This is a genomic window from Uruburuella suis, from assembly GCF_022870845.1.
Lineage (GTDB): Bacteria > Pseudomonadota > Gammaproteobacteria > Burkholderiales > Neisseriaceae > Neisseria > Neisseria suis.
Window position 1 is genome coordinate 2,345,017 of the sequence record NZ_CP091507.1, and the last position, 21,730, is coordinate 2,366,746.

At 55.8% G+C, this 21,730-nt stretch carries 19 protein-coding genes; 10 read left to right on the top strand and 9 right to left on the bottom strand.

Translation table 11 applies throughout. The features are described 5' to 3' along the window. Positions 1–313 precede the first annotated feature (313 nt). The 3 genes from acnB to LVJ78_RS10705 all read left to right on the top strand — a co-directional run bounded on the left by acnB (position 314) and on the right by LVJ78_RS10705 (position 4,204). The gene (gene acnB / locus LVJ78_RS10695; RefSeq protein WP_132954369.1) at positions 314–2,899 is read left to right on the top strand and encodes a bifunctional aconitate hydratase 2/2-methylisocitrate dehydratase; all 2,586 of its coding nucleotides are present in this window, start codon (positions 314–316) and stop codon (positions 2,897–2,899) included. A gap of 253 nt (positions 2,900–3,152) precedes the next feature. Further along, positions 3,153–3,662, top strand: coding sequence for a winged helix-turn-helix domain-containing protein (locus tag LVJ78_RS10700; protein ID WP_244802557.1), 510 nt, complete (start codon positions 3,153–3,155; stop codon positions 3,660–3,662). Positions 3,663–3,703: 41 nt separating this feature from the next. Next, complete coding sequence (locus LVJ78_RS10705) at positions 3,704–4,204, top strand: IS630 family transposase (RefSeq protein WP_244802609.1); 501 nt, start codon at positions 3,704–3,706, stop codon at positions 4,202–4,204. 111 nt (positions 4,205–4,315) lie between these two features. On the opposite strand, the gene LVJ78_RS10710 is transcribed toward LVJ78_RS10705, so the two are convergent. From LVJ78_RS10710 to LVJ78_RS10720, 3 genes are all read right to left on the bottom strand, one after another. Then, the gene (locus LVJ78_RS10710; protein WP_132954060.1) at positions 4,316–4,843 is read right to left on the bottom strand and encodes a gluconokinase; all 528 of its coding nucleotides are present in this window, start codon (positions 4,841–4,843) and stop codon (positions 4,316–4,318) included. Between the two features lie 13 nt (positions 4,844–4,856). Beyond that, positions 4,857–6,245 (bottom strand): GntP family permease, encoded by a 1,389-nt coding sequence (locus tag LVJ78_RS10715; RefSeq protein ID WP_132954059.1) that lies wholly within the window; start codon positions 6,243–6,245, stop codon positions 4,857–4,859. 725 nt (positions 6,246–6,970) lie between these two features. After that, positions 6,971–7,885: a lysophospholipid acyltransferase family protein gene (locus tag LVJ78_RS10720; RefSeq protein ID WP_132954058.1), complete on the bottom strand. Its 915-nt coding sequence runs from the start codon at positions 7,883–7,885 to the stop codon at positions 6,971–6,973. A gap of 68 nt (positions 7,886–7,953) precedes the next feature. Here LVJ78_RS10720 and metK point away from each other — a divergent pair, with 68 nt between their 5' ends. Continuing rightward, entirely contained in the window at positions 7,954–9,123 is a 1,170-nt protein-coding gene (gene metK / locus LVJ78_RS10725; protein WP_132954057.1) for a methionine adenosyltransferase, read from the top strand. 74 nt (positions 9,124–9,197) lie between these two features. Here metK and LVJ78_RS10730 read toward each other — a convergent pair whose 3' ends face one another. From LVJ78_RS10730 to fur, 4 genes are all read right to left on the bottom strand, one after another. After that, a complete protein-coding gene (locus tag LVJ78_RS10730; protein ID WP_132954056.1) occupies positions 9,198–9,674 on the bottom strand; it encodes a YchJ family protein in 477 nt (158 codons plus the stop codon). Between the two features lie 237 nt (positions 9,675–9,911). Next, the gene (gene dapD, locus LVJ78_RS10735; RefSeq protein ID WP_132954055.1) at positions 9,912–10,733 is read right to left on the bottom strand and encodes a 2,3,4,5-tetrahydropyridine-2,6-dicarboxylate N-succinyltransferase; all 822 of its coding nucleotides are present in this window, start codon (positions 10,731–10,733) and stop codon (positions 9,912–9,914) included. Positions 10,734–10,754: 21 nt separating this feature from the next. Then, positions 10,755–11,483 (bottom strand): leucyl/phenylalanyl-tRNA--protein transferase, encoded by a 729-nt coding sequence (gene aat, locus LVJ78_RS10740; protein ID WP_132954054.1) that lies wholly within the window; start codon positions 11,481–11,483, stop codon positions 10,755–10,757. A gap of 108 nt (positions 11,484–11,591) precedes the next feature. After that, positions 11,592–12,032 (bottom strand): ferric iron uptake transcriptional regulator, encoded by a 441-nt coding sequence (gene fur, locus LVJ78_RS10745; RefSeq protein WP_424580115.1) that lies wholly within the window; start codon positions 12,030–12,032, stop codon positions 11,592–11,594. A 135-nt stretch (positions 12,033–12,167) separates the two neighbouring features. Between fur and LVJ78_RS10750 the strand changes: the two genes are divergently transcribed. Both LVJ78_RS10750 and dapB read left to right on the top strand, forming a co-directional pair. Next, positions 12,168–12,599 carry an outer membrane protein assembly factor BamE gene (locus LVJ78_RS10750; RefSeq protein WP_132954053.1) on the top strand — a complete coding sequence of 144 codons (432 nt, stop codon included), beginning with the start codon at positions 12,168–12,170 and terminating at the stop codon, positions 12,597–12,599. A 13-nt stretch (positions 12,600–12,612) separates the two neighbouring features. Further along, the gene (gene dapB / locus LVJ78_RS10755; protein ID WP_132954052.1) at positions 12,613–13,422 is read left to right on the top strand and encodes a 4-hydroxy-tetrahydrodipicolinate reductase; all 810 of its coding nucleotides are present in this window, start codon (positions 12,613–12,615) and stop codon (positions 13,420–13,422) included. Positions 13,423–13,883: 461 nt separating this feature from the next. Here the strand turns inward: dapB and mtgA are convergent, their stop codons facing one another. After that, on the bottom strand, positions 13,884–14,570 hold the full coding sequence (gene mtgA / locus LVJ78_RS10760; RefSeq protein ID WP_132954051.1) for a monofunctional biosynthetic peptidoglycan transglycosylase: 687 nt from the start codon (positions 14,568–14,570) through the stop codon (positions 13,884–13,886). Beyond that, the gene (gene aroE, locus LVJ78_RS10765) at positions 14,563–15,381 is read right to left on the bottom strand and encodes a shikimate dehydrogenase (RefSeq protein ID WP_132954050.1); all 819 of its coding nucleotides are present in this window, start codon (positions 15,379–15,381) and stop codon (positions 14,563–14,565) included. The genes mtgA and aroE overlap by 8 nt, the downstream gene beginning before the upstream one ends. Positions 15,382–15,870: 489 nt before the next feature. Here aroE and glnA point away from each other — a divergent pair, with 489 nt between their 5' ends. The 4 genes from glnA to LVJ78_RS10785 all read left to right on the top strand — a co-directional run bounded on the left by glnA (position 15,871) and on the right by LVJ78_RS10785 (position 21,447). Beyond that, complete coding sequence (gene glnA / locus LVJ78_RS10770) at positions 15,871–17,289, top strand: type I glutamate--ammonia ligase (RefSeq protein WP_132954049.1); 1,419 nt, start codon at positions 15,871–15,873, stop codon at positions 17,287–17,289. 630 nt (positions 17,290–17,919) lie between these two features. Then, positions 17,920–19,134, top strand: a complete 1,215-nt coding sequence (gltS, locus tag LVJ78_RS10775) for a sodium/glutamate symporter (RefSeq protein ID WP_132954048.1) — start codon at positions 17,920–17,922, stop codon at positions 19,132–19,134. Positions 19,135–19,454: 320 nt separating this feature from the next. Next, positions 19,455–20,477, top strand: a complete 1,023-nt coding sequence (locus LVJ78_RS10780; protein ID WP_132954047.1) for a lysozyme inhibitor LprI family protein — start codon at positions 19,455–19,457, stop codon at positions 20,475–20,477. A gap of 115 nt (positions 20,478–20,592) precedes the next feature. Beyond that, positions 20,593–21,447: an RnfABCDGE type electron transport complex subunit B gene (locus LVJ78_RS10785; RefSeq protein WP_132954046.1), complete on the top strand. Its 855-nt coding sequence runs from the start codon at positions 20,593–20,595 to the stop codon at positions 21,445–21,447. Positions 21,448–21,730: the final 283 nt, after the last annotated feature.

A 21,730-nucleotide genomic window follows, 5' to 3' on the forward strand; every position in this document is an offset into this window, starting at 1 on the left:
CCCATCTGCCAAGGCTGTCTGAACGCGTTTGATGCAGCCTTCATGCAGGCAAACACATTTTGGATATTGCTCCCGGCACATGCAAAAGCAATCATTCATATCAATATAAACAATATTCGCCACCTCATCAACAGGCCGTCTGAAAACCTTTGGCATTAAACAACAAAGCGCTTTCAGACGGCCTTTTACATCCAAACAAAGATTGCCGGCAGGGGATTCCTATTTACCCGTTTTTGGTTTATGATATCCGCACTACTGCACACTACAATGCGCAGTCAGCCCCCAGAAGAAAAACCGCAAAAGGAACAAAGAGATGTTAGAAGCCTATCGTAAAGCAGCCGCAGAGCGCGAAGCTCTGGGCATTCCCGCCCTGCCCCTCACCGCCCAGCAAACCGCCGACTTGGTGGAGCTGCTGAAAAACCCGCCTGCCGGTGAGGGCGAATTCCTGGTTGAGCTGCTGGCACACCGTGTGCCGCCCGGCGTGGACGACGCCTCCAAAGTCAAAGCCTCATTTCTGGCAGCCGTGGCCGAAGGCAGCGCGCAAAGCCCGCTGATCAGCCCCGAATACGCCACCGAATTGCTGGGCACCATGCTCGGCGGCTACAATATCCATCCTTTGATCGAGCTGCTCGACAACAACAAGCTCGCACCCATCGCCGCCGAAGCCCTCAAACACACCTTGCTGATGTTCGATGCCTTCCACGATGTGCAGGAAAAAGCCGAAAAAGGCAACCAACACGCACAAGAAGTGCTGAAATCATGGGCTGATGCCGAATGGTTTACCTCCCGCGAAAAAGTGCCCGAAAAAATCACCGTTACCGTGTTCAAGGTAGACGGCGAAACCAACACCGATGATTTGTCGCCCGCGCCCGATGCGTGGAGCCGCCCCGATATTCCGCTGCACGCGCTGGCCATGCTGAAAAACCCGCGCGACGGCATTGTGCCCGATAAAGCCGGCGAAATCGGCCCCATCAAATTGCTGGAAGAATTGAAAGCCAAAGGCAACCTCGTGGCCTATGTCGGCGATGTGGTCGGCACCGGCTCTTCGCGCAAATCCGCCACCAACTCCGTGATCTGGCACACCGGCCACGACATTCCGTTTGTGCCCAACAAACGCTTCGGCGGCGTGTGCCTCGGCGGCAAAATCGCTCCGATTTTCTTCAACACACAAGAAGATTCCGGCGCACTGCCGATTGAAGTAGACGTGGCCGCCCTGCAAATGGGCGACGTGGTCGATATTCTGCCTTATGAAGGCAAAATCGTGAAAAACGGCGAAACCGTGGCCGAATTCGAGCTAAAATCGCAAGTGCTGCTCGATGAAGTGCAGGCCGGCGGCCGCATCAACCTGATTATCGGCCGCGGCCTCACCGCCAAAGCCCGCGAAGCCTTAGGCTTGCCCGCTTCCACCGAATTCCGCCTGCCGCAAGCACCGGCTGAAACCCAAGCCGGCTTCTCGCTGGCGCAAAAAATGGTCGGCCGCGCCTGCGGTTTGCCCGAAGGCCAAGGCGTGCGCCCCGGCACCTACTGCGAGCCGCGCATGACCACAGTCGGCTCACAAGACACCACCGGCCCGATGACCCGCGATGAGCTGAAAGATTTGGCCTGCTTGGGCTTCTCGGCCGATTTGGTGATGCAGTCGTTCTGCCACACCGCCGCCTACCCGAAACCGGTAGACGTGCGCACCCACAAAGAGCTGCCCGAATTTATCTCCACCCGCGGCGGCGTGGCCTTGCGCCCGGGCGACGGCGTGATCCACTCATGGCTCAACCGCCTGCTCCTGCCCGACACCGTGGGCACCGGCGGCGACTCGCACACCCGCTTCCCCATCGGCATCTCCTTCCCCGCAGGCTCAGGCTTGGTGGCCTTTGCCGCCGCCACCGGCGTGATGCCGCTGGACATGCCCGAATCGGTGCTGGTGCGTTTCTCCGGCAAGCTGCAACCGGGTGTTACCTTGCGCGATTTGGTCAACGCCATTCCGCTCTATGCCATTAAAGCAGGCTTGCTCACCGTGGCCAAAGCCGGTAAGAAAAATATTTTCTCCGGCCGCATTCTCGAAATCGAAGGCCTGCCCGATTTAAAAGTGGAACAAGCTTTTGAATTGAGCGATGCTTCGGCCGAGCGCTCTGCCGCCGGTTGTACCGTAAAGCTCAACGAAGCGCCGATTATCGAGTATATGAAGTCTAACGTTGTGTTGATGAAAAACATGATTGCCGACGGCTACAAAGATCCGCGCACCCTCGAGCGCCGCATCAAAGCGATGGAAGCCTGGCTGGCCGATCCCAAGCTGCTCGATGCCGACCAAGATGCCGAATACGCTGCCGTTATCGAAATCAATATGGACGACATCAAAGAGCCGATCGTGGCCTGCCCGAACGACCCTGACGATGTGAAATTCATGTCGGAAGTGAGCGGCACCAAAATCGACGAAGTGTTTATCGGCTCGTGCATGACCAACATCGGCCACTTCCGCGCCGCCGGCAAGCTGCTCGAAGGCAAGAGCGACATCCCCGTGCGCCTGTGGGTGGCACCGCCGACCAAAATGGACGCGCAACAGCTCACCGAAGAAGGCTATTACGGCATTCTCGGCCGCAGCGGCGCACGCATGGAAATGCCCGGCTGCTCATTGTGCATGGGCAACCAGGCGCAAGTGCGCGAAGGCGCAACCGTGATGTCCACTTCCACCCGCAACTTTCCCAACCGTTTGGGTAAAAACACCTTTGTTTACCTCGGCTCGGCAGAGCTGGCGGCGATTTGCTCGAAGCTGGGCAAAATCCCCACTGTTGAGGAATACCAAGCCAATATCGGTATCATCAACGAAAAAGGCGATGAAGTGTACCGTTACATGAACTTCAACGAAATCGACAGCTACAACGATGTTGCCGAAAAAGTAAACGTGTAACACCGGCTTCAGACGGCCTAGGTAAGATTCAAGGCCGTCTGAAACCTCGGCAAACCAACAACGCGCCGCGCAAACGGCGCGTTGTTTTTTATAGCGGCATGGTTTAATACTCATTCAAAAAAGTAAGCTGGCGAGGTGGCGAGCCGAAGGCAGTACACACGTACAGCAAGGGAGCCAACGCAGCAAGGCTATTTTTTGAATGGGCTTTACTTTTAAATTATACCAATAAAAATAAATAAGCTATAATCGCCCCATGCCTAAACTGACCCCAAAAAACCACCAACTCACCGAGCATGATTTTATCAAACTCGCCAAAACCGAACCCCACCCGCGGGCTCGGACACGCTTGTTTATACTGCACCAACTGCAACAAGGCCAAGCACCCGAAGAAATCGCCCCACTGTTCGGATTGAATCCCCTTACCATACACATATTGCGGCGCAAATATTGGGAATTCGGCATCGAACAGGCCATTTACGACAAACAGCGCCCAGGCCGCAGCAGCAAACTAAAGCCGGAAGACCATCAAGCCTTCAAACAACGTATCATCGAAGAGCAAGAAAAGCGCGAAGGCGGCAGGCTCACGGCCGAAGACATCCATACCATTGCCGCTCAAGAATTCAATGCCCACTACAAACACAGCAGCAGCCTGTATCCTTTATTGCACCGTATCGGCATGAGCTGGATAACCGCTCGCAGCCGCCATCCACAGGCCGACCCAGAAGCGCAAGACGCTTTTAAAAAAACTTTGTTGACGAAGTAAAAGCCGTATTACCTGAACACATCAAGCCCGGACAAGTCGACATTTGGTTTCAAGACGAAAGCCGTATCGGACAACAAGGCAGTCTCACCCGCGTATGGCACGAAAAGGGAAAAAGGCCTCGCCTTATCCGCCAACAGCAGTTTGAATACGCCTATATATTTGGCGCTGTTTGTTTAACAACGGGAGCAACAGCCGCTTTGGTGATGCCCGGTGTCAACAAAGAAGCGATGCTGCTGCATTTACAGCAAATATCGAAAGAAACCCCCGAAGGCCGGCATGCCGTGGTGGTGATGGACGGTGCGGGCTGGCATCAAGATTTTCATGAGCTGAAAAACGTATCCATATTGAAACTGCCGCCATATTCACCGGAACTGAACCCCATAGAGCGGGTATGGCGGCAACTGAAGCAAACCTCCTTATCCAACCGTTGTTATAAGGGCTATGAGCAGATTGTAGAGGCTGGCTGCATTGCGTGGAATGCGTTGGTTGCAGAAAAAGACAAACTCTGTTCGCTGGTGGCTTGTGAATGGGCTTTATTATAGATTATTTATTTTAAATGGTATTAATATGATTTTTAAATAATTTAGTTTGCAAACAAATGAAAAAAGGCCGTCTGAAAGCGTTTCAGACGGCCTTTCGCACTTCCATTATCCTTATCCGCCAAAGCCTTGCGCTTTCACCCAGGCCAGCATTTCGGCTTCCACCTCAGCCGGCTCACCGGCATTATCGATGCGCACGCCGGCTTCATCGGCACCCAGCTCTTCCAAAATCGCTTCTTGCGATGTAAGCATTTCGGCTTTCATATAATGGCCTTTGCGGGCCATCATGCGGGCCAGGTTCACATCGTGCGGCGGTGCCAAGTGGATAAACACCACTTCGCCCTCGGCTTCGCGCAGAATATCGCGGTATTGGCGCTTGAGCGCTGAGCACGTTACCACGCTGTAGCGCTCGCCTTTACCGCTCTGCTCGCTCATCCAGTCGCGCAGGTTGCGCAGCCACGGATAGCGGTCTTCATCGGTAAGCGGAATGCCGGCGCCCATTTTGTCGCGGTTGGCCTGAGTGTGGAAATCGTCGCCTTCGGCATAAGGGCTGTTGAAATCGGCTTGCAAGGCTTGAGCGGCGGTGGTTTTACCGCAGCCGCATACACCCATCACCACGAAATGTACGGTTTGTTGTGACATATGGTTACTCCTTTCAACCCAGCAGCACGAAAGCGGTGGCAGAAAGTGCAAAGCCGATCACGGCAATCAGGGTTTGGTTAACAGTCCAAGTACGCAAGGTAGTGGGCACATCCATATCGAGCAAACGGCCGACCAGCCAGAAGCCTGAATCGTTGACATGGCTGGCGCACACGGAGCCGGCAGCTGTGGCCAACACCACGCAGGCAAGCTGCCATTCATTATAGCCCGCAGCCATCACGGCAGGCGCCATCAGCGCAGCAGCGGTGGTGAGCGCCACGGTGGCAGAGCCTTGCGCAATGCGCAACACCACAGCCACCAAAAAGCAGCCCAGCAACACGGGAATACCCAAATCACCCATGCTGTCGGCCAACGCCTGGCCGATGCCCGAAGCGCGCAACACGCCGCCAAACATGCCGCCGGCACCGGTAATCAAAATCACCGAGCACACGGGGCCGAGTGCGCCGTCGACGGTTTTTTCCAGCGCGCTGCCGGTTTCGCCGCGGCGGATACCCAACACATAAAGCGCCACCAACACAGAAATCAGCAAAGCAATCGGGGTGGAGCCTATCATGCGCAACACCTGCACCCAGCCCTCATCCGCGCTCACCACTTTTTCACTGATCAGCGTGGCCAGGCCGGTGTTCATAAAAATCAGCAGCATCGGAATCAGCATGATGCCCACTACAGTGCCCGCAGAAGCCGGCTCTTTGGGTTGGTCGTTATCCAGCTTGCCGCCTGAAAGCAGGTCGGGCACGGGCACATGAATGCGTTTGCCCAGCACCTGGCCGAGCAGATAGCCGCTGAAATACCAAGTAACAAAGGCAATCGGCAAGCCCACCAGCAGCACTTGGCCGATGCCTGCGCCGTAAAATTCTGATGCGGCAATCGGACCCGGATGTGGCGGCAGAAACACATGCATCACGGAAAACGCACCGATAGAGGCCAGCGCATAAGCGAGCACCGGCTGCTTCATGCGTCGCGCCGTGGCAAACACAATCGGCAGCATCACCACCAAGCCGGCATCAAAGAAAATCGGAAAACCGAAAATCAATGAGGCCACACCCAGCGCAAATGCGGCGCGCTTTTCGCCAAACATGCGCACCAGCGCATCGGCCAGCGATTGCGCCCCGCCCGAGGTTTCCACCAAGCGGCCGAGCATGGCGCCCAAGCCCACCAGCAAAGCCACGCTGCCCAGTGTGCCGCCGAAGCTTTTAATCAGCACATCGTTTACAATGCTGCTCATCGGCAGGCCGGTGGCAATGGCGGTGAGCAGGCTGACCAACACCATCGTCAGCAAAGCGTGCAGGCGAAACTTGATAATCAGCACCAAAATCAGCGCAATTGCGCCCAGCGCAATACCAAGCAAAGGGCCCGCGCCCAATGTTTGCGTCCAGTTTTCCATCGAATGATTACTCCTAAATTATTTTGTTTGATTACGGATTCTCTGAGGCATTTCACAGCAAACCACCTGATTCGGCCGCCTGCATGTAATAAAATGTAACTGCACTCTACTGACTTATGCAACGGCTGATTGTGATTTAAATCAAACTTGAATTTATTTTTCTTAACACTGCATGTATAAATAATTAAATACCAATTTTATTTATTTATAAGAATTTAATTGCTTCGCTACATAAAACTACATATCCAAAAACGGCCGCCCACCTGTCGCCCCGCGCAAGAGCAGCTTATGCGTATCATGCCGAATCCAAATTGGTATACATTGGAAATGCTATCCAAGTCCGACCATCGCCTCCGCAAAAGTCAAAAATCTGAAACTTATCTACAAAATACCGCACACACATCAGCCGTTTTGTTTTTATGCATCAACCGATTCCCGCTTTCAGGCCATTCCACCATGCCGTCTGAATTTATTATTCAGCAAATCAATGATTAGCCATTCAAGCGCCGCAGCCGATAAAACTGGAGCTTTACTTCAAATCAAGCGCAATCACAAAAACCGAACCGCATTCGAATCTAACAACAAGGCCGTCTGAAACGTTGATTGCTTACGTTTCAGACGGCCTTTAGCGCTGTTGACACTTCAACCGCAAGAAGATTTTGAGCGCAAAAATATGTTTAAGTGAATAAATGCAAACAGCCGCTTATCCACCCTGCATCTGCCCATCACACAGCCTCGCCCGATTCTTTGGCGTTTGCGCTTTCAGACGGCCTCGGCGGCGCGCCTGCCGGATGCTTGTAGCGGTTATACGAAAACAAATATTGCTCGGGAAAGCGGCGTATCCAGCGCTCGACATTATCGTTAATCAGCTGCACATCGGCTTCTGTGTTGCCGCTCAATTCGCCCTGCATCGGCTCGATATGCAGCGCAAAGCCTTTACCCTCAGGCAGGCGCTCGCCGCAGAAAAAAAGCGTGGCCACATTTTTCACATTGGCCAGCTTGGCCGCCAGCGTCATGGTGTAGGCTTCGCGGTCGAAAAATTGCACCCAAATGCCGTCGCCGCCGCCGGGCACCTGGTCGGGCAGCACAATAGTGGCTTCGCCCGAGCGCAGCGCTTTAATCACCTGCTTCACACCCTGCATATTGGCCGGCGCGGTGCGGCCGTTGTCGCGCACGCGGCCGGCATTCATGATTTCGCCCAGCGCTTCGATTTTCGGCGGCCGATACATGGCGGTGAGCGGAAACGGCAACTGCTGGCTGATGTAGCGGCCGGCCAAATCATAGCTGCCCAAATGCGGCGTGATCAGCAGCAGGCCTTTGCCCTCCGCCATGGCCGTCTGAACATATTCCCAGCCGTGCACCGTTTGAAACAAATCGGCGATTTCTTCGCTGGGCCGCACCCAAGCCACCGCCAGCTCCAAGCCGCCTTTCATGGTTTCGCGGCACACCGCTTCAATCAGCGTGTCGGCTTCGGTGTTGTCTGCTATAATCCGTGCCGATTGAATGTTATCGCGAATGCGCGCGCGCAGCTTGGGCTGGGTGCGGTAAGCCAGCGAGCCGGCAGCATTGCCGATGCGGTGCAACACCGGCAGAGGTATGGCGGCAATCAAGCGAAACAGCAAGGATAAGATTTTTTGCATGGCGGATAAATTGTGATAAGCATAAGGCTTATTGTAGCAAAGGCCGCCTTTCCACCGCGAGAAAATACATGAGCGAATTTTTATTTACTTCCGAATCGGTGTCTGAAGGCCATCCCGACAAAGTGGCCGATCAAATTTCCGATGCCGTTTTGGATGCCATTCTCAGCCAAGACCCGGCCGCCCGCGTGGCCGCCGAAACACTGGTCAACACAGGCTTGTGCGTGCTCGCCGGCGAAGTGAGCACCAGCGCCCACATCAACTATATCCAAGTGGCGCGCGAAACCATCAAGCGCATCGGCTACAACAGCTCCGAAATGGGCTTCGATGCCGATGGCTGCGCGGTTATGGTGTGCTACGACGAGCAATCGCCCGACATCGCCCAGGGCGTAAACGAAGGCGAAGGCGTGGATTTGGATATGGGCGCAGGCGACCAAGGCCTGATGTTCGGCTATGCCTGCGACGAAACCCCCACGCTGATGCCGTTTGCCATTTATTACGCCCACCGCCTGATGCAGCGCCAAAGCGAAGTGCGCAAAAGCGGCTTGCTGCCGTGGCTGCGCCCCGATGCCAAAGCCCAGCTCACCTGCGTGTATGACGCTGAAAGCGGCAAGGTCAAGCGCATCGACACCGTGGTGCTCTCCACCCAGCACGCGCCGCATATCGAGCGTGACGAGCTGATTGAAGCCGTGAAAACACACATCATCAAGCCGGTGCTGCCGGCCGACATGCTCACCGCCGACACCAAATACCTGATCAACCCCACCGGCCGCTTTGTAATCGGCGGCCCGCAAGGCGATTGCGGCCTCACCGGCCGCAAAATCATTGTCGACACCTACGGCGGCGCCGCGCCGCACGGCGGCGGCGCGTTTTCCGGCAAAGACCCCACCAAAGTCGACCGCTCGGCCGCCTATGCCTGCCGCTATGTCGCCAAAAACATCGTGGCCGCCGGGCTCGCCAGCCAATGCCAGATTCAGATTTCCTACGCCATCGGCATCGCCCAGCCCACCTCGATTGCCATCGACACCTTCGGCACCGGCAAAGTGGATGAAGAAAAGCTGATTGAAATCGTGCGCAGCCATTTCGACCTGCGCCCGAAAGGCATTATCCAAATGCTTGACCTGCAACGCCCCATCTACAGCAAAACCGCTGCCTACGGCCACTTTGGCCGCGAAGAGCCCGAGTTTACCTGGGAGCGCACCGACAAAGCCGCACAGCTGCGCGCCGCAGCAGGCTTGTAAAGCGTGTGAAAAAACCAAAGGCCGTCTGAAAGTTTTTCTTTCAGACGGCCTTTGGTTTTATTTTGCGTGAAAACCTAATCCCGCAAAAACACGCCGCAGCATTGCTTGAATTTCTTTCCCGAGCCGCACAAACACGGCGTTTTCATGCCCGGCAGCGGCACGGTGGGATTGAGAAAATACCAGCGCTGCGCAATGCACACAAAAGCCGAGCGCTCATGATGGTACTGCCGCCCTTGTGCCGTGTCAAACCAAGCCTTAAATTCCACCTCCGCATGGTGCTTGCCCGCGCGCGGCCAATGCTGTAACACCTCCAAGCCGCACCATTGCGTGCCGGCGCTCCATTGCCGCATCGCATCACCATCAAGCAACACCTGCTGCGCCGGCACCGTGGTGGCCACAATATAATCGATATCGCAGCGCACATAAGCGCTGTAGCGCGAGCGCATCAAGGCCTCGGCATCCACCGCCTGCCGCGCACCTTGATGCAAGGGCGCACAACAAGCAGCATAGGTTTGGCCCGATTGGCAGGGGCAGCGGGGTTCAATATTCATATTATTCAATCCTGTAAATCAAACAGCCGCATAAAATCATGGCGGCGCTCAGGCCGATTCGGCAATGATTTTTTTCAACTCTGCAAACGAATAAGCAGCAAATGTAAACAACATCAAAAAGAAAAAGTGTTTCTGAAAACCCATCGTGCATCCTTCATTCAGGGAAGCGCCGAACCACTCGAAAAAACATCAAAAGGCCGTCTGAAAGCCTTTCAGACGGCCTTTTGGACATTTCGTTTACACGCCGCGCAGCAATTCGTTTACGCTGGTTTTGGCGCGGGTTTTGGCATCCACTTTTTTCACAATCACGGCGCAATAAAGGCTGTGGCTGCCATCGGCGGCGGGCAGGCTGCCCGACACCACCACCGAGCCTGCGGGTACGCGACCGTAGTGGATTTCGCCGGTTTCGCGGTCGTAGATTTTGGTGGATTGGCCGATATACACGCCCATCGAAATCACGCTGCCCTCTTCCACAATCACGCCTTCCACGATTTCCGAGCGCGCGCCGATAAAGCAGTTGTCTTCGATAATGGTGGGCGCGGCCTGCAAAGGCTCAAGCACGCCGCCGATGCCCACGCCGCCGCTCAAGTGCACGTTTTTGCCGATTTGTGCGCACGAGCCCACGGTGGCCCAGGTATCGACCATTGCGCCTTCATCCACATAAGCACCGATGTTCACATAAGAGGGCATCAACACCACGTTTTTGGCCACAAAGCTGCCGCGGCGCGCCACGGCACCGGGCACGGCGCGAAAACCGGCGGCTTTGAATTCTTCTTCGCTCCAGTCGGCAAATTTGGTCGGCACTTTATCGAAATATTGGTTGACGCCGTCGTTTTGCACTTCGTTGTCGGCAATGCGGAATGAAAGCAGCACGGCTTTTTTCGCCCACTCGTTTACCTTCCATTCGCCCACGCCCAAGCGCTCGGCCACGCGCAAAGCGCCCGAATCGAGCTGGCGCAGGGTTTCCAACACCGCGTTTTTCACTTCGGTGCTCACGCTGGCGGGGGTGATTTCGGCGCGGTTTTCAAATGCGGTTTCAATAATGTTTTGCAAAGACATGGTTTTCCTCAAGCTTTTGGGTTAGGTTGTCAACGTTGAATAAATCACCTGCCGTCCCACGGGCTGCGGCAGCGCTTGGACGCTCAGGCTGCATAAGGCCGTCTGAAAATCTTCAAAAGGCATGCGCTCCGAGCCGAAGCGGGCTAAATGGGCGGTGTGCATCTGGCAGTCGATTAGCTCTATGCCGCATTCGGCCAAATAAGGCACGGCGCAGGCAAAGGCTATTTTAGAGGCATCGCTTTGGCGGGCAAACATCGATTCGCCGTAAAACACGCGCCCGATTTGCACGCCATATAAGCCACCGGCCAATTGCAGGCCGCCTTGCGCATCGGGATACCAGCATTCAAATGAATGCGCATGGCCGGCTTCGTGCAGGCGGATATAGGCTTTCTGCATTTCGCGGGTAATCCAGGTGCCGGCCTGCCCTTCGCGCGGCGCGGCGGCGCAGGCGGCAATCACGGCGGGGAAATGGCGGTTGGCGCTCACGGCATAAGGTTTGTTGCGCAGGGTTTTGGCCAGCGAGCGGCCGATGTGCAGCTTGTGCGGATAGAGCACCGTGCGCGGCGACAGCGCCCACCAGCAAATCGGCTGGCCGTCTGAATACCACGGAAAAATGCCCTGCACATAAGCGGCCAGCAAGCGCTCGGTGCGCAAATCGCCGCCCACCGCCACCAGCCCGTCGCGCCGGGCGATGGCTTTGTGCACATCGGGAAAGTGCAGGCTTTTCGGGTTTAACACGGGAATATCCACAGCAGCCTACCTTGTTGCGGCCTTGCCGGACAATCGGGCTTGCATATGCTTCAGACGGCCTGTGCAGCAGCAGTCAGGCCGTCTGAAAGCCAGGCAGCTGCAGCGGCTTCAGCGCTTTTCTTTTTTGCGGCACTCGCCGCACACGCCATACATATACAAAGCATGATCAACAATGCGATAGCCGTTTTCTTCGGCAATTTTGTCTTGCAGCTTTTCGATTTCATCGTTGTGGAATTCGGTGACAATGCCGCATTTCACGCACACGATATGATCATGATGGCCGCCGGTGTTGAGCTCATACACCGCCTTGCCGGTTTCGAAATGGTGGCGCAGCAAAATGCCCGCCTGCTCGAATTGGGTGAGCACGCGATAGATGGTGGCCACGCCGATTTCCACGCCTTCATCCAGCAAAATGCGGTAAACGTCTTCCGCACTCAAATGCTCTTCGGCATGCTCTTCAAACAAATCCAAAATTTTCAAACGCGGGCCGGTCACTTTGAGGCCGCTGTCTTTTAATTGGGCGATATTGCTGTCCATAATGGTTTCCATACCCGTGTGGTGTAATTCTCGTTATAATACGCATTTTTAAACGCTTTGCCCACTATTAGATGATAAAGGTTTTCAATTGCCTGAACCTTTCAGGCATACTGCACACCAAGCACATCATCCGCGAAAGGTAAACCCGTGAACAAACCCCTGCTTTTGGCCCTTGCCGGCCTTTTTGCCGTGGCCGGCTGCTCGGCCGAGCGCGTGTCGAATTTTCCCTCTTACAAGCTCACCGTCATCCAGGGCAACGAGCTTGACCCGCGCGCCGTCGTATCATTGCAACCGGGCATGAGCCGCGACCAAGTGCAGCTTTTGCTCGGCACGCCGCTCTTGCGCGACCCCTTCCATGCCAACCGTTGGGACTACACCTTTAATATCGCCCGCAACGGCGTGGTGGAAGATTTACGCGTGCTGACGGTTTATTTCGATAACGACCAACTGGTGCGCGCCGAGGGCAATGCGATCGAACACGCCATCCAGCAGCTCGAAGCCGCCCGCCCGCAAGCCGAGCAGCAAGCCGCCGCACCGCAACCGGCTGCACCTGCGCCGCTTTGGAACGTAAACCCTTAAACCGGGAAACATCATGACTGCATTAAAAGTTGCCATTGCCGGCGCCAACGGCCGCATGGGGCGCGTATTGGTAGAAGCCATCCACCAACATCCCGACACCGCATTGAGCGGCGCGCTCGAGCATGCCGGTTCCGAAGCCCTAGGCTTGGATGCCGGTTTTTCACTCGGCCTCAAAACCGGCGTGGCCATCAGTAGCGATATCGATGCCGTGCTCGCGGCCAGCGATGTGCTGATTGATTTCACCCGCCCCGAGCCCACTTTGGCGCATCTTGAAAAATGTGCCGCCGCCGGTGTGAAGATGGTTATCGGCACCACCGGCTTCGATGAGGCCGGCAAAGCCGCCATTCAAGCCGCGGCCGAGCAAACCGGCATTGTGTTTGCCGCCAATTTCAGCGTGGGCGTGAATCTCACCTTTCACATTCTCGACACCGTGGCGCGCGTGCTCAACGAAGGCTACGACATCGAAATCATCGAAGGCCACCACCGCCACAAAGTGGATGCACCCAGCGGCACCGCGCTGCGCATGGGCGAAGTGATTGCCGACGCGCTCGGCCGCGATTTGAAGCAATGCGCCGTGTATGGCCGCGAAGGCCACACCGGCCCGCGCGACCCTTCCACCATCGGCTTTGCCACCGTGCGCGCCGGCGATATTGTCGGCGACCACACCGCCTTGTTTGCCACCGACGGCGAACGCGTGGAAATCAGCCACAAAGCCAGCAGCCGCATGACGTTTGCCGCCGGTGCCGTACGCGCCGCCGTGTGGCTGCGCGGGCATGACAAAGGGTTGTTTGATATGCAGGATGTGCTGGGTTTGAACACTTGAACAACTGATAATCCGTATCTGTTTGAAAAGGCCGTCTGAAAAGCTTTCAGACGGCCTTTTTCACAAACATTCAATCAATTGCTGTTCGCGTTTCATGTTCATTCAAATACAGTGAAATGCAAGGGAAAATCACACAAAACTGCATGCTGCAACAGCGTAGATTGGGTTGACAAACCCAAGGTTTCAGACGGCTTGCGGATTTGTTGGGTTTACAACCCAACCTACCTGCTGCGCGGGCATAATAAAGGTTTGTTTGATACCAATCCAAAAAAATAACCTAACTTCGTTGCCTCGCCTTGCCGTACGTGTGTACTGTCTGTGGCTCGCTGCCTTGTTAGCTTACTTTTTTGAATGGGCATGACATGCAGGATGTGCTGGGTTTGAACAACCGTTAGATTTGTCAGGAATGAGAACAAGGCCGTCTGAAAACTTTTTCAGACGGCCTTGTTGGATGACTCACCTTATTCCGTATCCGGCAACTCTGCCGAGCCCATGCGCCGCAAGATGATGTTGGTTTTGTTGCGCAACGCTCTATCACGCGGGTTTGCGGCGTAATACAACGGGCGCGGCACGCGTGCAGCGAGCTGGGCGGCCTGCTGGCGGCTGAGCTTGTCGGCGCTTTTTTGGTAGAAATGCTGCGATGCCGCTTCTGCGCCAAACACGCCGGGCGCCCATTCGATAACGTTTAAATAGAGCGCGAAAATGCGGTCTTTATCGGTGGTGGCTTCGAGCATGGCGGTGATGGCGGCTTCTTCGGCTTTGCGGATATAGCTGCGGCTGTCGTTGAGAAACAGGTTTTTCGCCAGCTGCTGGCTGATGGTGGAGCCGCCGGCGCGCACTTTGCCGCTTTTTTCATTGCGCTTGATGGCGCTTTGAATGCCGCTCCAATCGAAGCCGCCGTGTTCGGCGAATTTGGCGTCTTCCGAGGCAATCAGCGCTTTTTTCAGGTTGGTGGAGACAGCATGATAAGGCACCCAACGGTAATCGAGCGCCACCGCCTTGCCCGCATCACGAAATTCGCTCATGCGCATGCTCATAAACGCGCTTTGATGCGGCGCCACGGCGCGATAGGTAATGATATTGCCATACACATAGGCATTAAACAGAATAAACGCCGCAAAAGGCAGCGCCAGCAGCCACTTAAGCATAATGCGCCTCTCTCATATCGTGAATCACGGCGGCAATATCGGGCGCAAAATCGCGCCACAGTTGATAAGAAGCCGCCGCCTGCCCCACCAGCATACCGAGGCCGTCTGAAACGGTGCGCGCGCCGCCTGCGTGGGCAAAAGCGGCAAAGGCGGCGGCCGCTTCACCATACACCATATCGTAAGCCAATTCGCACGCGCCGAACACGGCGGCATTAATGGCCGGCACTTCGCCGCCAAGGCCGCCCGATGTGCCGTTGATCACGATATCGAAATGCGCATGCGGCAAATCGGCCAAGGCGCACGCCTGCACACCAAACGCATCGGCCAGCGCCGCTGCTTTCGATAAAGTGCGGTTGGCCACCACCAATTCGGCCGCCATTTGCGCCAACAGCGGCTGCAACACGCCGCGCACCGCGCCACCCGCACCCAAAAGCAGCACTTTTTTATTTTTGATGGTTGCACCCTGGCGCAGAATATCGTTTACCAAGCCGATGCCGTCGGTGTTGTCGCCGCGAACACGGCCGTCTGCCAACAAAATCAGCGTGTTCACCGCGCCGGCGGTGCGGGCGCGCTCGGAATGCTCGTCCACCCAATCATAAGCATCGGTTTTAAACGGCACGGTCACATTGGCGCCCGCGCCACCTTCGGCAAAAAATCGCGCCGCCGCTGCGGCAAACTGCTCCGGCTCGGCCAAAATGCGTTCGTATTCGATAGACGCGCCTTCTTGACGGGCAAATTGGAGGTGGATTTGCGGAGACTTACTGTGGGCAATCGGGTTGCCAAACACGGCATAGCGCGGCTTGGTGCTCATGATATTTTCCGTTGGTAAAGCGTTTGCATAATCGATAAAAACAATCCGCCCGCATTGCCGGCTGATTTTTTTGGAATGGGCATTATATCGCCGCTGCCGACACATGATGCTATTTTTTCCCGCACTATTTTGCTGACAGCCGCCCGCGCAGACCTGAAAATCTGCCTTGCGCGAATGATGTAGTTTAATTAAATCCGCCTCTGCCGCACATCAAAAATTCAGCAAAGTTTTTTCGAATAAATTGTTGACAATTATTTTGGGCGAATTTATATTGTATCAAACGTTTCTCATGGCTGCGTTTTTTCGCAACAGGCCGTCTGAAACACCTGCTTCATCAATTTGAAATTTTATTACATCCCGCCGCAAGCCCACCGCTTTTCACGCAACCGCCGATGCTTTTATGCCCCGGTTGTGCCACAATAAGCGCTTTGCAGCGCAAGTTTTGCCTGTTTACCCATCGTTATACTTCTCACAATCAGGAGTTTTGCCATGTCTGTAAAAGATGTTGTCAAATTAATCGAAGAAAATGAAGTGCGTTTTATCGATTTGCGTTTCACCGATACCAAAGGCAAGCAGCAGCACGTTTCCGTGCCCGCCCGCGTGTTGCTGGAAGACCCGGAAGAATGGTTTGAAAACGGCCAGGCTTTCGACGGCTCGTCTATCGGCGGCTGGAAAGGCATTCAAGCTTCAGACATGACCCTCAAGCCCGATGCGGCCACCGCCTATATCGACCCTTTTTACGACGATGCCACCGTGGTGCTCACCTGCGATGTGATCGACCCGGCCAACGGCCAAGGCTACGACCGCGACCCGCGTTCCATCGCCAAGCGCGCCGAAGCTTATCTGAAATCTTCAGGCATGGGCGACACCGCATTCTTCGGCCCCGAGCCTGAATTTTTCGTGTTTGACGGCATTGAGTGGGAAACCACCATGCAGGGCACCCGCTACAAAATCCATTCTGAAGAAGCAGCTTGGAGCAGCGGCGAATCTTACGACGGCCAAAACACCGGCCACCGCCCGTTTGTGAAAGGCGGCTACTTTCCCGTTGCTCCCGTGGATTCCGGCCAAGATTTGCGCTCTGCCTGCGTGAATATTCTGGAAGAAATCGGCATTCCGGTGGAAGTGCACCACCACGAAGTGGCCACGGCCGGCCAAATGGAAATCGGCACCCGCTTCAGCACCCTCACCGAGCGCGCCGACTGGACGCAAGACATGAAATATGTGATCCAAAACGTGGCGCACAATTTCGGCAAAACCGCCACCTTTATGCCCAAACCGATTATGGGCGACAACGGCTCGGGCATGCATGTGCACCAATCCATCTGGAAAGACGGCCAAAACCTGTTTGCGGGTGATGGCTATGCCGGTTTGTCGGAAATGGCGCTCTACTACATCGGCGGCATCATCAAGCACGCCAAAGCGCTTAACGCCATCACCAACCCGTCGACCAACTCCTACAAACGCTTGGTGCCGCACTTTGAAGCGCCCACCAAGCTGGCTTATTCGGCCAAAAACCGCTCGGCTTCCATCCGCATTCCGCACGTGGCCAGCAGCAAAGCACGCCGCATCGAAGCGCGTTTCCCCGACCCGATGGCCAACCCCTATCTGTGTTTTGCCGCGCTGCTGATGGCCGGCCTCGATGGCATTCAAAACAAAATCCACCCGGGTGACCCGGCCGATAAAAACCTCTACGACCTGCCGCCGGAAGAAGACGCTTTGGTGCCCACCGTGTGCGCCTCTTTGGAAGAAGCATTGGAAGCGCTCAAAGCCGACCACGATTTCCTCACCCGCGGCGGCGTGTTCAGCCAAGACTGGATCAACAGCTACATCGCCTTCAAAGAAGAAGACGTGCGCCGCATCCGCATGGCACCGCACCCGCTGGAATTCGAAATGTATTACTCGCTGTAATTTCACACGGCACACACAGCTCGGGCATTGCCCGGGCTTTTTCTTATGCGGCGACATAATCATGATGAAATACAAGAAAAAGTGACACGAAACTGTATTCTGAAACGGCGTAGGTTAGGTTGATAAACCCAAGGTTTCAGACGGCCTGTGGCTTATTGGGTTTGCAACCCAACCTACCCGTTGTGCCACTTTTTCTTGCATTCCACTACTATAAAGGCCGTCTGAAACTTTTTTCAGACGGCCTCAGATTTGGATTTCAATACCCATTCAAAAAACAATCTAACTGCGTTGGCTCGCCTTGCCATCTTATTTTTTAGAATGGATATAAGTGCAACACTGTGCGCAAACAAGATTTTCAAGCTGCGGCAAATATCGGATACGCATATTCCGCTTACCGTTTTGTTATTCATTTCACAATCGTTGCAGAATGCTGCGGCTTCACCGCCACACCGGCGTTTCACCCTATTTTCTGCTCTATCTGATTCCGATTGGTGATGAAAATAACAATTACCCTCTGTTTTGACAAATTTTAACCCATCACCTAAGATAACGGGCTGGCTGCCGTTTTGATGTTTCCACAAATCGGGCAGCCTATCAGAACAACACAATCAGAATCAGAAAGAGAAACCTATGGAATGGGCTTTTAACAGCTATTACACCCTGATTGCCGCCACCATTGTGCTGCTGGTCGGCAAATTGATGGTGAACCGCATCAAATTTCTGCAAAACTTCAATATTCCCGAGCCGGTGGCCGGCGGCCTGCTGGCGGCCTTGATTTTATTTGCTCTGCATTATTTTTACGGCGCCAGCTTCAAATTTGAAAAATCGCTGCAAGACGCTTTCATGTTGATGTTTTTCACCTCCATCGGCCTGAGCGCCGATTTCTCGCGCCTGCGCGCCGGCGGTGTGCCTTTGCTGGTATTTTTGGTGATCGTGAGCGTGTTTATCGTGCTGCAAAACAGCGTCGGTGTGGGCTTGGCCAGCGCCATGGGGCTGGATCCGCTCATCGGCCTGATGGCAGGCTCGGTAACACTCACCGGCGGCCACGGCACGGCAGGCGCTTGGGGCTCAGTGTTTGAACACCAATACGGCATCACCGGCGCCACGGGCTTAGGCATGGCGGCGGCCACGTTCGGCCTAGTGGCCGGCGGCCTGATCGGCGGCCCGGTAGCCCGCCGCTTGGTCAACAAAATGCACCGCCCCCGCCTCGATGAAGGCGGCGCGCGCCCCACCCATGCCGACAAAGGCGAGATTATCGACGACCCCTTCGAATCACGCGATCAACCGCGCCTGATCACCGCTTCATCAGCCATCGAAACGCTGGCGATGTTTGCCGTGTGTTTGTCGTTTGCCGAAATCATGAACACTTATGTCGGCGTGTTGCCGAAATTCGTGTGGGCGCTCGGTGCCGGCGTGGTGTTGCGCAACGTGTTGGTGATGGGCTTCAAATTCAATATGTTCGACCGCGCCATTGATGTGTTTGGCAATGCGTCGCTCTCGCTCTTTCTCGCGATGGCGCTGCTGAACTTGAAATTGTGGGAGCTCAGCGGCATGGCCGCGCCGGTGATGGTGATTTTGGCCGTGCAAACGCTGGTGATGGTGCTTTATGCCAGCTTTGTTACCTACACCTTTATGGGCCGCAACTACGATGCCGCCGTGCTTGCTGCCGGCCATTGCGGCTTCGGCATGGGCGCCACGCCCACCGCGGTGGCCAATATGCAATCGGTCACCGAGCATTTCGGCCCCTCGCACAAAGCCTTTTTGATTGTGCCGATGGTGGGTGCGTTTTTCATCGACTTGGTCAACGTTGCCATTTTGAAAATCTTTATCAACTTCTTGCATTAAAATGAAAACGAACCAAAAAGCGCCTGCCGCATCTTACCCCCGGCAGGCGCTTTTTGTTATGATGCCGTCTGAAACTGTTTAATACCGATTCAAAAAAGTAAGCTAACAAGGCGGCGAGCCGCAGACAGTACAGATAGTACGGCAAGGCGAGACAACGAAGTTAGGTTATTTTTTGGATTGGTATAATACCGATTCGAAAAAATTAAGATAACAAGGCGGCGAGCCTGCGACAGTACACCCAGTACGGCTAGGCGAGCCAACGCAGTTTAGATTATTTTTTCGAATTGATATAACTGCAAATCAACCTCAAAGGCGAAACCATGTATCGAAAGCTGCTCACCATCACCCTGACAGCCGCCGCGCTGAGCGCCTGCGGCGACAAGCCCGACAACGCGCCGCAGCTGGTGTGCAACGACCCGGCCGTGCTGCAAAGCGTGCGCAACAATATTCAGGAAATCGTCAAACAAGAAGCCCGCGCCTTCGCCCAAAGCGACAGCCGCCAATTTGTGGATGCCGACAAAATCATCGCCGCCGCCGGCGATTTGGTGATCAACCTCGACAAGCCCGCGCAAGAAATGCAAAACAACACCGCCGTGTGCAGCGGCACGCTCACCATCCAATTGCCCGCCGCCGCTCTTTCCTCCGCCCAAACCAACAGCCCGCTGCTCTACGGCAGCCAAAGCATCGACCAGCTGCTGCAACAGCGCTTGGGCGGCAGCAATTTAAGCTACAACGGCAGCGGCCTTTTCAGCCAAACCCTGCGCTACACCCCGGTTGCCGGCGAGAGCGGCACCGTGGTCAACTATGAAGACAACAGCCTCACGCTCGCCGCCCAAGCCGTGTCCACCGTGCTGCGCCCTTACGGCATCAAAGATATTCTGGTAATCAACGGCCAGCCTGTGCGCCGTGAGGACGCGCTTAGCGCCGCCAGTCTGCCCTTCCCCGAGCCGCCGATGGCCGACCCGCAGGAAATTTTAGAGCACAACGCCGCCAGCCAGGCGCTGAGCGCCCCGCCGGCCTCAGCGCCCGCGCCCGAAGTGCTCACCCCCGCCACACCACCGGCCGATGAAGTCACCTTTTCCGCCAACGATTTAGAGCAGGCCCGCAGCAACAACCGCGCCGCCGACGGTGAAATCAACACCATCTGGAGCCGCATGGATCCGGCCATCCAGCAGCGCCTGCTCGGCGAGCAACGCGGTTGGATTCAAAGCAAAAACAACAGCTGCCGCCAGGCCGCCGCCCAAGCGGGCACCACCTTGCAGGCCGAATACCTGCAATTGCAGTGCGACACCCGCATGACCCGCGAGCGCAGCCAATATCTGCGCGGCTACACCATCAATTGATTGCCCGATAAACTACCGGACACAGGCCGTCTGAACAGCAAGCGGCTTTCAGACGGCCTGTATAAACGAAAACAATCAATCTGTTAGAATACTGCCTTTTCACCCAAGCACCGCCATGACCGCCACCGCCGAACAAATCGACCGTTTGCTGCCGCAAACCCAATGCCGCGAATGCGGCTATTCGGGCTGCCTGCCCTATGCCCGGGCGCTGGCCGAGGGCAGCGCGGCAGTTAACCTGTGCGCCCCCGGCGGTGTCGAAGTGATGCACGACCTTGCCCGCCTGCTCGCCCAAGCACCGCTGCCGCCGGCGCACACCCAGCCCACCGCGCTGGCCTGGATAGACGAAGCCGCCTGCATCGGCTGCACCGCCTGCATCCGCGCCTGCCCGCTCGATGCCATTATGGGCGCCGCCAAGCAGATGCACACCGTGATTGCCGCCGAATGCAGCGGCTGCGGCCTGTGCGTGGCGCCCTGCCCGGTAGACTGCATCCACATGCAGCCGCTCGAAGCCGATTATCTGCCGCAAGCGCGCTTTTTATCCGGCCGCAGCGAGCCGCGCTTTGCCGCCGCCGAACACGCCCGACACCGCTACCAATGGCACACCGAGCGCAAAGCGCGCGATGCCGCCGAGCGCAAAGCCTATCTGGCCGAGCGCGAAGCCGCCACCCGCCAAGCCGCCGCATCGGCCGCGCCCAAAGCCGCTTTCAACCCCGCCGATTTAATTGCCCAAGCCATGTCACGCGCGCAAACCCAGCAAACCCGGCGCAGCCAAACAGCCAACCGCGCAGACTGGCAGGCCGGCCAAATCGAAGCAGCCCAAGCCCGCGCCACCTACCGCCGCGCCCAGCGCGACCTGCAATACGGCACCGAAGCCGAAAAAGCCGCCGCGCTGGAATGGCTGCGCGCCTATAAAGCCGAGCAAGAAGCCAAATCGCCGCCTCTTGAAAAACCAGCAAAGAAGGCCGTCTGAAAGCGCAGCAAACTTTATTGCCCGGCAACAGTCTTAGCCTCTGTTGACAATCTTTTTTGCAATTGCTTGCTAGGGTCTGTTCACAATTCATCCGCAAGTAAGATTTTGAGCGCAAAAGCGTGGCTGCAAGGCGAAAAGCACAGCAAGGTTGAACACCTTGCGAGCATTTTTAACGCAGCAGGCGCGTTTTTGAGCCAAAATATTGCCGCGTGATGAAATGTGAACAGACCCTAGGGGCTGCTCACACTTCAGCCGCGCATAAAATTTTGAGCACAAATTTGCC